Below are 12,316 nucleotides of genomic sequence, written 5' to 3'. Positions count from 1 at the left end.
CAAGATGTCAGCCAAGATTTCGTCACCCTCGACGACGTGGCTGGAAGAGCAGTCGGACAAGGCGGTCGCCGTAAAAGAAGGTGATCGAGGAAAGCAGCGCGCTCTTGACCTGCCTTGCCCGTAGAGCGGCCGCACCGTCCGCGCGGAGGAGCCAGTCCTCAAGCTGAGTCGGTAACGCGAAGTGGAGCTGAAAACCGCCTTCTTCGTCCACCGGTGTGATGGCCCAGTCGCCTACGATCTCATCCCTTGGCCCGGTCGCGATGTTCACGAGGATGTCGGAGCTTTTGCGTTCCAGATAGTCGCGGAAACGACGCGGATCATCAGGTCGCAGTACCAAGACGAACGGCGCAGCCGGAAACCCCAAGATGAGGTCGTAATCGGAATCGTCTGCCAAATCGTCGGCGATGCGAGCAAGCGATTCGTCAGGCAGGCGCTGGGGCTCTCGAGTTGCGGGATTCAACTCGTTCGCCCACTGTCCACGGAGCGCGGTCTGGTCGGCTCGCTTAACATCGAATTGGATGTCGTGCCCGTCGGCGGTCCAAGTGTCGAGAGCAAGTCTGAGAGCCGTCCGGACCTGGCCACGAGGAAAGGTCGAGATACCGGACTGTTCAGCCAAGGAGTGCAGTTCGCGCGCGGTCCGATCCACCGCTGTCAACAGTGAGGTGAAGGCAGGGCTCGACAGGTCGACCAACGAGATCTGCTGCGCGAGCGCGTATTGCTGTGCGGGCCGGGTGAACCCGGACACGGAGAACAGGGCATAGCGATAGTGGTGACGTCGCATCGGAATACGCCGAGATCCAGCAGACGCCGTCCCGTATTGCTCGTTGACGTCGTGGATCACGCCGTGAGCATTGCGGACATCTCGAAGATTGGCCTTTGAACTCCGGTACTTCGCCTCTACGAAGATTCGAAGCGGCAGGGAGAACGGTGCGGGGCGCGCAAGTTCTCCGAGGACGTCAGCCTGGTGGTCCGTACCTCGACCACGCACGAGAAGACCATGTGCACCACGCTTCAGTGCATCGGGATCTTGCCTTTCCGAAACGAGAAGATGGTAGCCATTGCTGCGCAAGAGTCGCGCGAGATGTTCTTCGAGTACATGGCCCCTTAAGGCGTCCAACGTTATCACGAGTAGGTCCCCTCTTCGCCCGATATGGCTCCCGCCCTCTCTAGCGTGGCCCCTAGCTCGCCGAGCCGGTGTAGCGCTTTTGGGTGATTCGTTGGGCGGCATAGGCGCGGCCATCGGGCGGGTTGCGATCACCCCGCACCACCTCGACTTGGCCGAGTGTGGAGGCCTGATTGGTCGCTTCGTCTTACCGCAGAGCACCTGAAGTGGTTGGATAAGCCGGTGAACTTCGTGATCGGCGTCTTCGATCTCTTCGCCTACACCATCCCCGGCGCGCTGTACGTCGCGTTCTTCGGCTACCTCGGGGCGAAACTCCACATCCTGACCGCGGCGAGCATCGGCGGCGTGCCCACCGTGGTGCTGGTCGTCGTGATCGTGGTGCTCAGCTTCCTGCTGGGCTATCTGGCCTATCCGCTCGGGGAAGCGCTGGAGCGGATCGTGCCGCGCAGGCGGAACCGGGACGCGGCCGCGGAGTTCGTGCGCCGGATGCCCTCGGCCGAGAGCCGCGCGTTCCTGAAGGAGAACACGCATCTCTTGCTGTGCGCGCTGCAACTGCACGACAAGGAAGTCGCGGCCGACGTCACGCGGCTGCGCGCGTCCGGGCTCATGGTGCGCAACTGCGCGCCGCCGCTGCTGTTCGGCGCCGTCGCCGCGATCGTCGACATCTTCGCGGGCAAGCACCCGTTCGTCGCCGCGGTGATCGCCGCGCTGCTGCTGTTCGCTTCGCTCACTTTGGTTTCCCAGGGCCGCAAGCTCGGCCTCTGGGCCGGGATGAAGACCCTCGAACTGTGCTTCTGGCTGCCGGAGATCGACGAGAAACTGGCGACGGACAAGCCCGCTTGACCGGGGTCGCTTCAGAACGGATCGGTATCTACCTGCCTGCGCCGGACCTGCACGAGGACGACGGTTGCATGGGCGTCGGAGTTGACGATGTAGGAATTGGGACGTTGAGTGTCCCGATTCCCACATCGTCGCGGGGCGACCAAGGTCATGCCGATCATGACCTCCAGCCAGCAACCGAGCGTGGAGGATTCAGGACGTTCAACGTCCCGAATCCTCCACCGTCGCGAGGGGCACACCAGGCTCTGAGACAACGCCCGACCAGGCGCCTGTCCTCCAATGTCGCGAAGGCCACTTTCGCAGCATCCGCAGCCGGCCTGCCGGAGATCGACGAGAAACTGACGGCTCCTCAGAACGACAAAGCCAGCAAGACCCCCGCGACGGCGACCTCGACGCAGCCGCCGAGCACGTCCCCGGTGACCCCGCCCAGCCGCTGAACGCAGCGCGCCAGCAACGCCGCCGCGGCCAGATACCCCAGCGCCACCGCGGCGAGCCCTTGCCACCACGGAAGTACCAGCGCGGCCGCGCCCGCGAGCACGGCGAACACCACCGCCGCCGTCCACACCGGCACCGAACCGGCGACGGTCGCGCCCAGCCCTTCCGGCCGGGCCGAGGGCACGCCGCGCGTACAGCACAGCGAGAGCACCCCGCGTCCGGCGATGACCGCCGCCGCGGCCGCCGCGATCCCGTGTCCGGCCGAGATCGCCCCGGCCAGCGCGCCGGTCTGCACGAGCAGCGTCAGCACCAGGGTCGCGATCCCGGTCGGCCCGGAATCCCCGCGCCGCATGACCTCCAGCGCCCGGGCGCGGTCGTACGAAGCACCGAGCCCGTCCGCCGTGTCGGCGAGCCCGTCCAGATGAAGGCCGCGGCTGCCCAGCGCCACCGCGCCCACCGCGAGCGCCGCCGACGCGAACGCGGGCACACCGACCGACTCACCCAGGAAGACGATCAGCGAGGCGACGGCCGCGAGCGGCAAGACGGCGAGAGGGGCGAGCACCATCGCGCCGCCCGCCACCCGCCGGTCGATCACTCCCGGCGGCGGCACCCGGACGGTGGTCAGGGTGCCGACGGCCATTTTCAGCGCGTCGGCGATCAAGCCAGATCCGCCAGCAGACCCATGTCCGCGAGGATGGCCCGTGCCGCCCTCAGCGTCGGTACCGCCTGCACGGCGCCGCTGCCCTCGCCCAGCCGCAGTCCGAGGTCGAGGATCGGCTCCAGGTCGAGCGCCTTCAACGCGTACGCCTGCGACGGCTCGGTCGACCGGTGCCCGGCCAGCCACCACTGCTCGGCGCCCGGCGCGATCTCGCGGGCGACGAGCGCCGCGGCCCCGGAGAACACGCCGTCGAGCAGCACCGGCACCCCGCGAACCGCCGCCTGCACGAGAAAGCCCGCCGTCGCGGCGAGACAAGCACTGCCGAGCGCGGTCAGCACCGTGAAGGGGTCCTTCACCGCACCGGCCCTGATCAACGCGGCCTCGACGACCGCGAGCTTCCGTGCCCGCCCGTCCTCGTCGATCCCGGTCCCCGTGCCGACGACCTCTTCCGCCGCCAGGCCGAGCAACGAGGCGACCACGGCCGCGCAGATCGTCGTGTTGCCGATCCCCATGTCACCGGGGATGAGCAGATCCGCGCCGCCGTCGATCTCCTCGTCCGCGATCGCCAGCCCGTGCTCGAACGCCGTCCGCGCCTCGCCATCGGCGAGCGCGTCCTCGACGTCGATCGAACCCGAACCCCGCCGGACCTTGTGCGCGGTGACCTCGGCCGGCACGTCCGCGCCGTCCCAGTCCACCGCGATGTCCAGCACCCGCACCTTCGCCCCGGCCAGCCCGGCCAGCACACTGACGCCACTCTTCCCGGCGAGGAACACCCGGACCATCGCCGCGGTGACCTCGCGCGGATACGCCGACATCCCGGAAACCCCGTGGTCCCCGGCGAAGACGACCACGCGGACGTCGTCGAGCGGCCGCGGCGGGACCTCGCCGTGCGCCGCGCTGAGCCAGGCGGCCAGGTCTTCGAGCCGACCGAGCGAGCCCAGCGGCTTGACCAGACCGTCCAGCCTGGTGCGCGCGGCGGCTTCGGCGGCGGCGTCCAGGGTGGCGATACGCATGGTGACTCCCTAAGGCAGGTCCAGCATCCGTCCGGCGACGACCAGCACGGTCCGGTCGGACACGGCGGCAACCCGGTTGTTCAACGCGCCCAGCACATCACGGAACACGCGTCCGGACACCGTCGCGGGCACCACACCGCTGCCGACCTCGTTGCTGACCGCGATCACCGGCACGTCGGCCTGCGCCCACGCCGCCAGGAAGTCCTCCAGCCGGTCGTCGAGCCGCCGTTCCCAGCCCTTGCGCTGCTCCCAGGCACCGACCTCGTCGAGCACCCGGCTGATCCACGTGCCGAGACAGTCGATGAGCAGCGGATGCGTCGCCGTGCGCAGCACCGTGGCCAGGTCGGTGGTCTCCACCGTCTTCCAGTTGCCCGGCCGCCGAGCGCGGTGCGCGGCCACCCTGGCGGCCCACTCTGGATCTTCGGCGCTCGGCGGCAGCCCGGGTGCGACGTAGGTCAGGTGCGGGTGGCGGGACGCGAGCCGCTCGGCGTGGTGTGACTTCCCAGAGCGGACGCCGCCCAGTATCAGCACCTTGCCGTCGTCGCGCGAGTAGCGGCGAAGGGCGCGCGCGAGGGTCTCCAGGACCTTCGCGAGGCGATGCGTCAGCTTGGTCATACCCCGCATTCTCGTGCACGCGCTACGGTTCGCCACGTGCCACTCCGACAAGCCGCCACCGCAGCCGGACTCGTGACCGGTTACGTCGCCGACGCCGTCTTCGGAGATCCACGCAGAAGGCACCCGGTCGCGGGTTTCGGCCGCGCCGCGCAAGCCCTCGAACAGCGGGTTTACGCCGATTCGAAGGTGCGGGGCGCGGCGTACACCGCGGTCTGCGCGGGCACGGTCACCGGATTGGGGGTCGCGGCCCAGTTCTGGACCCGCAAGCGCCCGTTCACGCGGTTCGTGCTCACCGCGGTGTCCACCTGGGTGGTTCTGGGCGGCAAGGGGCTCGCGGCGGAGGGCACCCGCATGGCCCGGTTGCTCGACGACGGCGACCTGCCGGCCGCGCGGCAGCGGCTTTCGCATCTGTGCGCCCGTGACGCCACCGGGCTCGACACCGAACAACTCGCGCGGGCGACCACCGAGTCGATCGCCGAGAACACCTCCGACGCGGTCGTCGCGCCGCTGCTGTGGGGGGCGGTCGCCGGGATCCCCGGCCTGCTCGGTTACCGCGCGCTCAACACGCTCGACGCGATGGTCGGCTACCGGTCCCCGAAGTACGCCAATTTCGGCTGGGCGTCGGCGAGGACCGACGATCTGGCGAATCTGTTGCCGTCCCGGGTCGGCGCGGCGCTCACGGTCGCGTCGGCGCCGCTGGCGGGCGGCTTCGCCAAATCCGCGTTCCGGATCTGGCGCCGCGACGGGAAGCACCATCCGAGCCCCAACGCGGGCCAGGTCGAGGCCGCCTTCGCCGGCGCGCTCGGGATCAGGCTGGGCGGGACGAACAGCTACGGCGGGCGCACCGAACGCCGCGGTGTCCTCGGTGACGGCCGCGAGCCCGAACCGGTGGACGTGCGCCGCGCGGTCCGGCTGTCGAGGGCGGTCGGTCTCGCCGCGCTCGCCGTCGCGGTGGCGGTCACACGGTGAGCGGCCTGCTCGTCGCCGGGACGACGTCGGACGCGGGCAAGAGCCTGGTCACCGCCGCGTTGTGCCGCTGGCTCGCGCGCCGGGGCGTGCGGGTCGCGCCGTTCAAGTCCCAGAACATGTCGAACAACTCGATGGTGTGCGCCGACGGCGCCGAGATCGGCCGCGCGCAATGGCTCCAGGCGCGGGCGGCCCGTGTCGAACCCGAAGCCGCGATGAACCCGGTACTGCTGAAACCGGGAAGCGATCGCCGCAGCCATGTCGTCGCGCTCGGGAAACCGTTCGGCACGCTGGAAGCGGGGGAGTACGCCACGGGCCGGGCCGGGCTCGCCGAAATCGCCTTCGACACGTTTTCGTCGTTGCGACGACGCTTCGACGTCGTGCTGTGCGAGGGCGCGGGCAGCCCGGCCGAGATCAACCTGCGCGAAGGCGACTACGTCAACATGGGGCTGGCGCGGCGCTTCGGCCTGCCCGTGGTCGTCGTCGGCGACATCGACCGCGGCGGCGTCATGGCCGCGATGTTCGGCACCCTCGCCCTGCTGTCCGCCGAAGACCAGGCGCTGGTGTCGGGCTGGCTGGTCAACAAGTTCCGCGGCGACGTCGGCCTGCTGCGGCCGGGGCTGGAGACGCTGGAAAAGCTCACCGGCCGCGAGGTCTTCGGCGTGCTGCCCTGGCTCGACCAGGTGTGGATCGACTCGGAGGACGCGCTCGCCGCCGCGGGCTGGGGCGCGTCGGGCGGATCGCTCCGGGTCGCCGTCGTGCGTTTTCCCCGTGCCTCCAACGCGACCGACGTCGACGCGCTCGCCGCCGAGCCCGGGGTCTCGGTCGCGCTGACCGCCGATCCGGACACGGTCCTTTCCGCCGACGTGGTGATCCTGCCGGGTTCCCGCGCGACCGTGGACGACCTGGCGTGGCTGCGTGCGCGCGGCCTGGCGGACGCCGTGCGGACGCGGGCCGAGGCGGGACGTCCGGTGCTGGGGATCTGCGGCGGCTATCAGATGCTGGCCGCGGAGATCGAGGACGACGTCGAATCCGGCGCCGGAACGGTCCCCGGTCTCGGTCTGCTGCCGACGCGGGTTTCGTTCGGCGCCGACAAGGTGCTGGCCCGGCCCTCGGGGGAATGGCGCGGGCAACCCGTGGCGGCGTACGAGATCCACCACGGCACCGTGACCTCCACCGGCCCCGCCGAGTCCTTTTTGGACGGATGTCGGCTGGGCGCGGTGTGGGGCACGATGTGGCACGGCGCCTTCGAGAACGACGGTTTCCGCCGCGCCTGGCTGGGCGAGGTGGCGGACTGGTCGCCCGCCGCCGGGGCACCGGGGTTCGGTGCGCTGCGGGAAAGCATGCTGGACCGGCTCGCCGACGCCGTCGAGGAGCACGTCGACACCGCCCGCCTGCTGCGCCTCATCGAAAACGGCGCCCCCGGCGACCTGCCTTTCGTGCCGCCGGGCGTCCCCTGACGCGTTTCGTCCTCTGGATGCGGTCCTTGCGTGTGCAACTACCGCATTAAGAGGACGAATTGCTCGTGAGGACAGGCACTGTGTGGATTTTGGGGCGTTGGATGACCAGAAATCCACACGGTCCCCGCGTGACCGGTCCGGTCACGACGGCCAGACCCTCGCATCTGCGGTAACACTCACACCCCATCAACCACGTCGAGTGATCACGCGAGGGCGAAGGCACGGTCCGATCGCGAGTACCGGCGCCACCTTTGCCCTTGCCTCGACATCAATCGGACCTGAGGTTGCCATCAAGTGTCCCATGTGGACGCTTCACCCTCACTAAGCGGCCTGAAGTGCCGCCTTGTGCTTCAGCGCCTTCTCGGCCAAAGCACCGAAGGCCAGGCCGAGCGCGGTCCAGAGCACCACCTGCGTGCCGACCGAAGCGAGCCGGAAGGTCCACAGCGTGGAACCCGGGAATCCGTCGGGGACTTCGTCGATCGACGGCAACAGCGCCGCCGCCACCCCGATCAGCACGACGTACCCGCCCGCGGCGAGCAGCCCGCCGCGCCAGGCGCCGAGCTTGTCGGCCAGCTTCCGGCCGAACGCCGCCGCGAGGATGCCGACCAGCAGCGAAAGCGCGACGAAACCGAAGTACAGCGAAGTCCGGCTCCCGATCGTGCCCGCCTGACCGACCGCGGGCGGATTCCCCGGGTACTTCAGGAACGGCACGAGGAACACGACCACGAAGGCGCCACCGGCGAGCAGAGCCGCGGTCACCCGCGGCCGCAGGGTGCCGAGGCGCCCGTAGACGAAGGCGAACGCGAGCGAGAACAGCCCGCCGACGGCGACCCCGTACAGGCCGACGCCGGTCAGCAGGCCCACGGTGCTCTGCACGCCACGCGTGACAAGCTCCTCCTCCGCCGCTTCCCCCTCGGCGGGGGCGTGTTCGTGGGCACCCGGAGCACTGTGCGAATGAGCGGCGGTGCCTTCGAGACCGATGGCGGTATCGACCGAAGGCTCGCCGAAGAAGTACGCGAAAAGGGTCGCCAGGACACCGGCGACCAGGCCCGCGAGCATGCCGCGGACCAGCAAGGTCCTCATCATGGGGCGCGTGCCGCCTAGTGGCACGGGAAGGCCAGCAGGTGCCGGCCGTCGTGGACGAACTCGTGGACGTACGAGTTCGCGAACACCGACACCGCGCCCTGCTCGGCGCTGACGAAGTACAGCGTGATCAGCGAAAGGAGGATGACGAGCACCGCCCAGGGCAGGATCTCGCGGACGGGGATCCGGACGGGGACGGGTACTGCGGCTACCGCTTCGGACATGGCGGTGGGACCTCCTCGGGCTAGCGCGGCCTCTTCAGGGGTGTCACGACGGCTCCGGGTCTGGCTTCCCCGATGGCTCGGGGTCACAGTGGCGCGACCGCGCGGATTCTCACCGCGTTCCGGGTGCCGTCGTCTGGCCGGTCGAGCGTAGGTCGCCACGAAGCGTCCGGTCAATGTGACGGAACCCGATCGGCGCAGGCTCGTGACCCCACGGGCATCCACCGATCGGTTGATGGGGGATCCACCGTCGCCCACCTCAGTCGTGGCCACGCGGTTGATTCGGCGGACCGCCGTCGCGCGGCATGGTCTTCGTATGGCAATCATCGAGGTGGAAGACCTCGTCAAACGCTACGGCGACCACACCGCGGTGGACGGGGTCGGTTTCGCCGTCGAACAAGGCGAGATCTTCGGCATTCTGGGCCCCAACGGGGCAGGCAAGACCACGACGGTCGAATGTGTCGAGGGGCTGCGCGTCCCGGACGGCGGGACCATCCGGGTCTGCGGGATCGACCCGCGACGCGAAACGGGCGAGCTGCGGCAGCTGCTCGGCGCGCAGCTGCAGGAAAGCGAGTTGCCGGACAAGCTCAAGGTCGGCGAGGCGATGGAGCTGTACCGCTCCTTCTACCGTGAGCCGGCCGACTGGCGGGAACTACTCGGCCTCCTCGACCTGACCGACAAGATCGACACCCAGTTCCGCAGGTTGTCCGGCGGGCAGAAGCAACGGCTGTCGATCGCGCTCGCGCTGATCGGCAACCCGAAGGTGGCGGTGCTCGACGAGCTCACCACCGGCCTGGACCCGCAGGCTCGCCGTGACGCGTGGGGCCTGATCGAGCGCGTCCGCGATCGCGGCGTCACGATCCTGCTGGTCACGCATTTCATGGAGGAAGCCGAACGACTGTGCGACCGGCTCGCGGTGATCGACTCCGGCCGCGTCGTCGCGCTCGACACCCCGGCCGGGCTGGTCGCCGGCGTCGACGACCGGCAACGCATCCGGTTCCGTCCGTCCGCCCCGCTGGACCACTCCGTGCTGACCGCACTGCCCGAGGTCACCTCGGTCGACCGCGCGGGCGACCAGCTCGTCGTGACCGGCACCGGGAACCTGCTGCTCGCCGTCACCACCGTACTCGCCCGCAACCAGGTCACCGCGGCGGGGCTGCGGGTCGAGCAGGCGTCGCTGGACGACGCGTTCGTCGCGCTCACCGGCCGCACCATCGATTCCTGAGGAGAACACCATGTCCGCCCTCGCCCGGCTCACCGTCGCCGAGACCAAACTCTTCTTCCGCGAGCCGATGCTCGTGTTCTTCGTGCTCGCGTTCCCACCGCTCCTGCTCGTCGTCCTCGGCGCGTTCCCCGCGCTGCGGGAACCCAGCGCGGACCTCGGCGGTGCCAGGGCGATCACCCTGTACCTGCCGATCATCGTCGCGATGGGCCTCGCCATGTTCGCGCTCAACAGCGTGTCCCAGCTGCTCGCCACCTACCGGGAGAAAGGGGTGCTGCGGCGCCTGCGGACCACCCCGGTCGAACCGCACGTCATGCTCGGCGCGCAGCTGCTGATGTCCACGATCATGTCCGCGGCGACGATGCTGGTGGTGCTGGCCATCGGCAGGGTGATGTACGACGTGGGACTGCCCCGGCAGTTCTTCGCGTATCTGCTCGCCTATCTGCTGACGGCGCTGGCGATGTTCGCGATCGGCTTGCTCGTCGCCTCCGTCGCGCCGACCGGCAAGAGCGCGGGCGCGATCGGGACCCTGCTGTTCTTCCCGATCGTGTTCTTCGCCGGTCTCTGGGTGCCGCGCGCCGAGATGAACGACGTCCTCCGGACGATCAGCGACTTCACTCCGCTGGGTGCGGGCGTGCAATCATTGCAGGACGCCGCCGCCGGTCACTGGCCGCAACCACTGCAGGTGGCGGTCTTGCTGGGGTGGACGATCGTGGCAGGCGGGCTGGCCGCCCGGTACTTCCGCTGGGAGTGAGACGTGGGCATCGAAGCGGAGCTGCGTGCGGAGTTCGACCGCTGGGAACGGGTCGAGACGAAGGTCTTCAACGTCCTTCCGTACGTCCTGCTGGCGATCGGCGTGCTCATCTCGGTGCTGCTGCCGATCTGGCGGGTGCCGGTGCACCTGCCGGCGGTGCTCACGCTTTCGGCCGGAATCCTGGTCTGGACCTTCTGGTTCCACACGCTTCATCCGGAATGGCACCGGAACGGCCCGCTGATGGGCCTGTACTACACGGGCTTGATGGTGCTGACGGCCTGCCTGGTCGCGGTCGCGCCGTGGTACGGCCTCTTCGCCTTCATCGGCTACCCCCAGGCGTTCCATTACCTGAAAGGCCGCTGGCGGTACGTCGGGGTCGCCGCCACGTCCGTGATCTCGGCGGTGGCGTACCTGGGCGGGCTGGCCGGGATCCAGGACGAGAACATGTGGGCGGCGTGGGCGGCGCTCAGCGTGATCATCACCGTGCTGGCCGGGGCCTTCTCCCGGATCGCCGAGCAGTCGGACCAGCGCAACCTCAAGCAGAAGCAGGCGCTCGCCGAGTTGCACGAGGCGAACACCAGGCTGGAGGCGGCGCTGGAGGAGAACGCCGGCCTGCACGCCCAGCTGCTGGTCCAGGCCAGGGAGGCCGGGGTGCTCGACGAGCGGCAGCGGATCGCCAGGGATATCCACGACACCCTGGCCCAAGGCCTGGCAGGCATCCTCACCCAGCTCCAGGCCGCCGAGCAGACCCTGGACGCGCCCGCGGTGCTGCACCGGCACGTGACGAACGCGATGAACCTCGCGAGGGAAAGCCTGACCGAGGCCCGCCGGACGGTGCATGCGGTGCAGCCGGAGCCGCTCGCCGAGGGCAGGCTCCAGGACGCGATCGGCGACGTGACCAGGCGCTGGTCGGAGGTGAACCGCGTCGAGGCGGTGCTGACCACCACCGGCGACCCTCGGCCGATGCACGCCGATGTCGAGGTGACGTTGCTCCGGGCCGCGCAAGAAGCACTGGCCAACGTGGCCAAGCACGCGAAGGCGGGCCGAGTCGGCATAACCCTGTCGTACATGGAGGATCTGGTGACGCTCGACGTGCGTGACGACGGCGTGGGCTTCGAGCCCACCGCCCAGCGCGCCAGCGGTTCCGCCGACGGCGGGTTCGGGCTCGCCGGTATGCGGCAGCGCGTGCAGCGCCTCGCCGGCCGTCTCGACATCGAGTCGGAGCCGGGCGGGGGCACCGCGATCTCGGCGTCCGTGCCCGCGATTCCGGCCGGAGCCGAGCGGTGATCTCGCTGCTGATAGTCGACGACCATCCCGTGGTGCGGGACGGGCTGCGCGGCATGTTCAGCGCCGACCCGCGCTTCGACGTCCTCGGTGAGGCCGGGGACGGGGAGGAGGCCATCACCGCGGGGGTGAAGCTCCGCCCCGACGTGATCCTCATGGATCTGCGGATGCCCCGGATCGACGGCGTCACAGCCATCGAAGAGCTGGCGAAACGCGGGGTGACTTCGCGGATCCTCGTGCTCACCACGTACGACACGGACAGCGACGTGCTGCCTGCCATCCAGGCCGGCGCCACCGGCTACCTGCTGAAGGACGCGCCGAGGGACGAACTGTTCCGCGCGGTGGAGGCGGCCGCCCAGGGAAAGGCGATGCTTTCTCCCGCCGTCGCGACCCGGTTGATGGGGCAGATGCGGCAGCCGACCTCAGGCCCGCTCTCACAGCGTGAACTGGAAGTCCTCGAACTGATCGCTCAGGGTTCCACGAACCGGGAGGCCGCGAAGAGGCTGTTCATCAGCGAAGCGACGGTGAAGACCCACCTACTGCACGTGTACGCGAAACTCGGCGTCAACGACCGGGCGGCGGCCGTGGCCACGGCGTTCTCCCAGGGGTACCTGACCCCGCGCGGCTGACGGTGCGGTGACG

At 69.5% G+C, this 12,316-nt stretch carries 13 protein-coding genes; 7 read left to right on the top strand and 6 right to left on the bottom strand.

Going from position 1 to position 12,316, the window contains the following annotated elements; genetic code table 11:
* Positions 1-22: 22 nt before the first annotated feature.
* The gene (locus CVV72_RS20845; protein WP_255632788.1) at positions 23-1,228 is read right to left on the bottom strand and encodes a restriction endonuclease; all 1,206 of its coding nucleotides are present in this window, start codon (positions 1,226-1,228) and stop codon (positions 23-25) included.
* Positions 1,229-1,345: 117 nt separating this feature from the next.
* On the opposite strand from CVV72_RS20845, the gene CVV72_RS20840 reads away from it, so the two are divergent.
* Positions 1,346-1,966, top strand: a complete 621-nt coding sequence (locus CVV72_RS20840; RefSeq protein ID WP_219145403.1) for a hypothetical protein — start codon at positions 1,346-1,348, stop codon at positions 1,964-1,966.
* A gap of 346 nt (positions 1,967-2,312) precedes the next feature.
* Here the strand turns inward: CVV72_RS20840 and CVV72_RS20835 are convergent, their stop codons facing one another.
* Genes CVV72_RS20835 through CVV72_RS20825 form a run of 3 tightly spaced genes read right to left on the bottom strand, consistent with a single transcriptional unit; the run spans position 2,313 to position 4,684 of the window.
* The gene (locus tag CVV72_RS20835; protein ID WP_219145402.1) at positions 2,313-3,059 is read right to left on the bottom strand and encodes an adenosylcobinamide-GDP ribazoletransferase; all 747 of its coding nucleotides are present in this window, start codon (positions 3,057-3,059) and stop codon (positions 2,313-2,315) included.
* A complete protein-coding gene (cobT, locus tag CVV72_RS20830; RefSeq protein WP_219145401.1) occupies positions 3,056-4,069 on the bottom strand; it encodes a nicotinate-nucleotide--dimethylbenzimidazole phosphoribosyltransferase in 1,014 nt (337 codons plus the stop codon). The genes CVV72_RS20835 and cobT overlap by 4 nt, the downstream gene beginning before the upstream one ends.
* 9 nt (positions 4,070-4,078) lie before the next feature.
* Positions 4,079-4,684 (bottom strand): bifunctional adenosylcobinamide kinase/adenosylcobinamide-phosphate guanylyltransferase, encoded by a 606-nt coding sequence (locus CVV72_RS20825; protein ID WP_034312952.1) that lies wholly within the window; start codon positions 4,682-4,684, stop codon positions 4,079-4,081.
* A 36-nt stretch (positions 4,685-4,720) separates the two neighbouring features.
* Between CVV72_RS20825 and CVV72_RS20820 the strand changes: the two genes are divergently transcribed.
* Both CVV72_RS20820 and CVV72_RS20815 read left to right on the top strand, forming a co-directional pair.
* Positions 4,721-5,653 carry a cobalamin biosynthesis protein gene (locus tag CVV72_RS20820; protein ID WP_219145400.1) on the top strand — a complete coding sequence of 311 codons (933 nt, stop codon included), beginning with the start codon at positions 4,721-4,723 and terminating at the stop codon, positions 5,651-5,653.
* Positions 5,650-7,110: a cobyric acid synthase gene (locus CVV72_RS20815; protein WP_219145399.1), complete on the top strand. Its 1,461-nt coding sequence runs from the start codon at positions 5,650-5,652 to the stop codon at positions 7,108-7,110. Before CVV72_RS20820 ends, CVV72_RS20815 begins: the two co-directional genes overlap by 4 nt.
* A 321-nt stretch (positions 7,111-7,431) precedes the next feature.
* Here the strand turns inward: CVV72_RS20815 and CVV72_RS20810 are convergent, their stop codons facing one another.
* A complete protein-coding gene (locus CVV72_RS20810; protein WP_219145398.1) occupies positions 7,432-8,196 on the bottom strand; it encodes a CbtA family protein in 765 nt (254 codons plus the stop codon).
* A 14-nt stretch (positions 8,197-8,210) separates the two neighbouring features.
* The gene (locus CVV72_RS20805) at positions 8,211-8,417 is read right to left on the bottom strand and encodes a CbtB-domain containing protein (RefSeq protein WP_034312940.1); all 207 of its coding nucleotides are present in this window, start codon (positions 8,415-8,417) and stop codon (positions 8,211-8,213) included.
* A gap of 313 nt (positions 8,418-8,730) precedes the next feature.
* Between CVV72_RS20805 and CVV72_RS20800 the strand changes: the two genes are divergently transcribed.
* From CVV72_RS20800 to CVV72_RS20785, 4 genes are read left to right on the top strand one after another with little or no spacing between them, the layout of a single operon-like run.
* Positions 8,731-9,639: an ABC transporter ATP-binding protein gene (locus tag CVV72_RS20800; protein WP_219145397.1), complete on the top strand. Its 909-nt coding sequence runs from the start codon at positions 8,731-8,733 to the stop codon at positions 9,637-9,639.
* Between the two features lie 10 nt (positions 9,640-9,649).
* Positions 9,650-10,390, top strand: coding sequence for an ABC transporter permease (locus CVV72_RS20795; protein ID WP_219145396.1), 741 nt, complete (start codon positions 9,650-9,652; stop codon positions 10,388-10,390).
* A 3-nt stretch (positions 10,391-10,393) separates the two neighbouring features.
* Positions 10,394-11,677, top strand: coding sequence for a sensor histidine kinase (locus tag CVV72_RS20790; RefSeq protein ID WP_219145395.1), 1,284 nt, complete (start codon positions 10,394-10,396; stop codon positions 11,675-11,677).
* Positions 11,674-12,303: a response regulator transcription factor gene (locus tag CVV72_RS20785; RefSeq protein ID WP_219145394.1), complete on the top strand. Its 630-nt coding sequence runs from the start codon at positions 11,674-11,676 to the stop codon at positions 12,301-12,303. The genes CVV72_RS20790 and CVV72_RS20785 overlap by 4 nt, the downstream gene beginning before the upstream one ends.
* Positions 12,304-12,316 lie beyond the last annotated feature (13 nt).

The organism is Amycolatopsis sp. TNS106 (genome assembly GCF_019330265.1).
Classification (GTDB): domain Bacteria; phylum Actinomycetota; class Actinomycetes; order Mycobacteriales; family Pseudonocardiaceae; genus Amycolatopsis; species Amycolatopsis lurida.
The sequence above is the reverse complement of the archived record's forward strand: the minus strand, read 5'-3'. Positions and strand labels throughout refer to the sequence as shown.

Excerpts from the sequence above, each read along its gene's own strand:
- CVV72_RS20845 (WP_255632788.1), bottom strand. The coding sequence starts at position 1,228 with ATGCCGCCCAACGAATCACCCAAAAGCGCTACACCGGCTCGGCGAGCT.
- cobT (WP_219145401.1), bottom strand. The coding sequence starts at position 4,069 with ATGCGTATCGCCACCCTGGACGCCGCCGCCGAAGCCGCCGCGCGCACC.
- CVV72_RS20825 (WP_034312952.1), bottom strand. The coding sequence starts at position 4,684 with ATGACCAAGCTGACGCATCGCCTCGCGAAGGTCCTGGAGACCCTCGCG.
- CVV72_RS20810 (WP_219145398.1), bottom strand. The coding sequence starts at position 8,196 with ATGATGAGGACCTTGCTGGTCCGCGGCATGCTCGCGGGCCTGGTCGCC.
- CVV72_RS20805 (WP_034312940.1), bottom strand. The coding sequence starts at position 8,417 with ATGTCCGAAGCGGTAGCCGCAGTACCCGTCCCCGTCCGGATCCCCGTC.
- CVV72_RS20800 (WP_219145397.1), top strand. The coding sequence starts at position 8,731 with ATGGCAATCATCGAGGTGGAAGACCTCGTCAAACGCTACGGCGACCAC.
- CVV72_RS20795 (WP_219145396.1), top strand. The coding sequence starts at position 9,650 with ATGTCCGCCCTCGCCCGGCTCACCGTCGCCGAGACCAAACTCTTCTTC.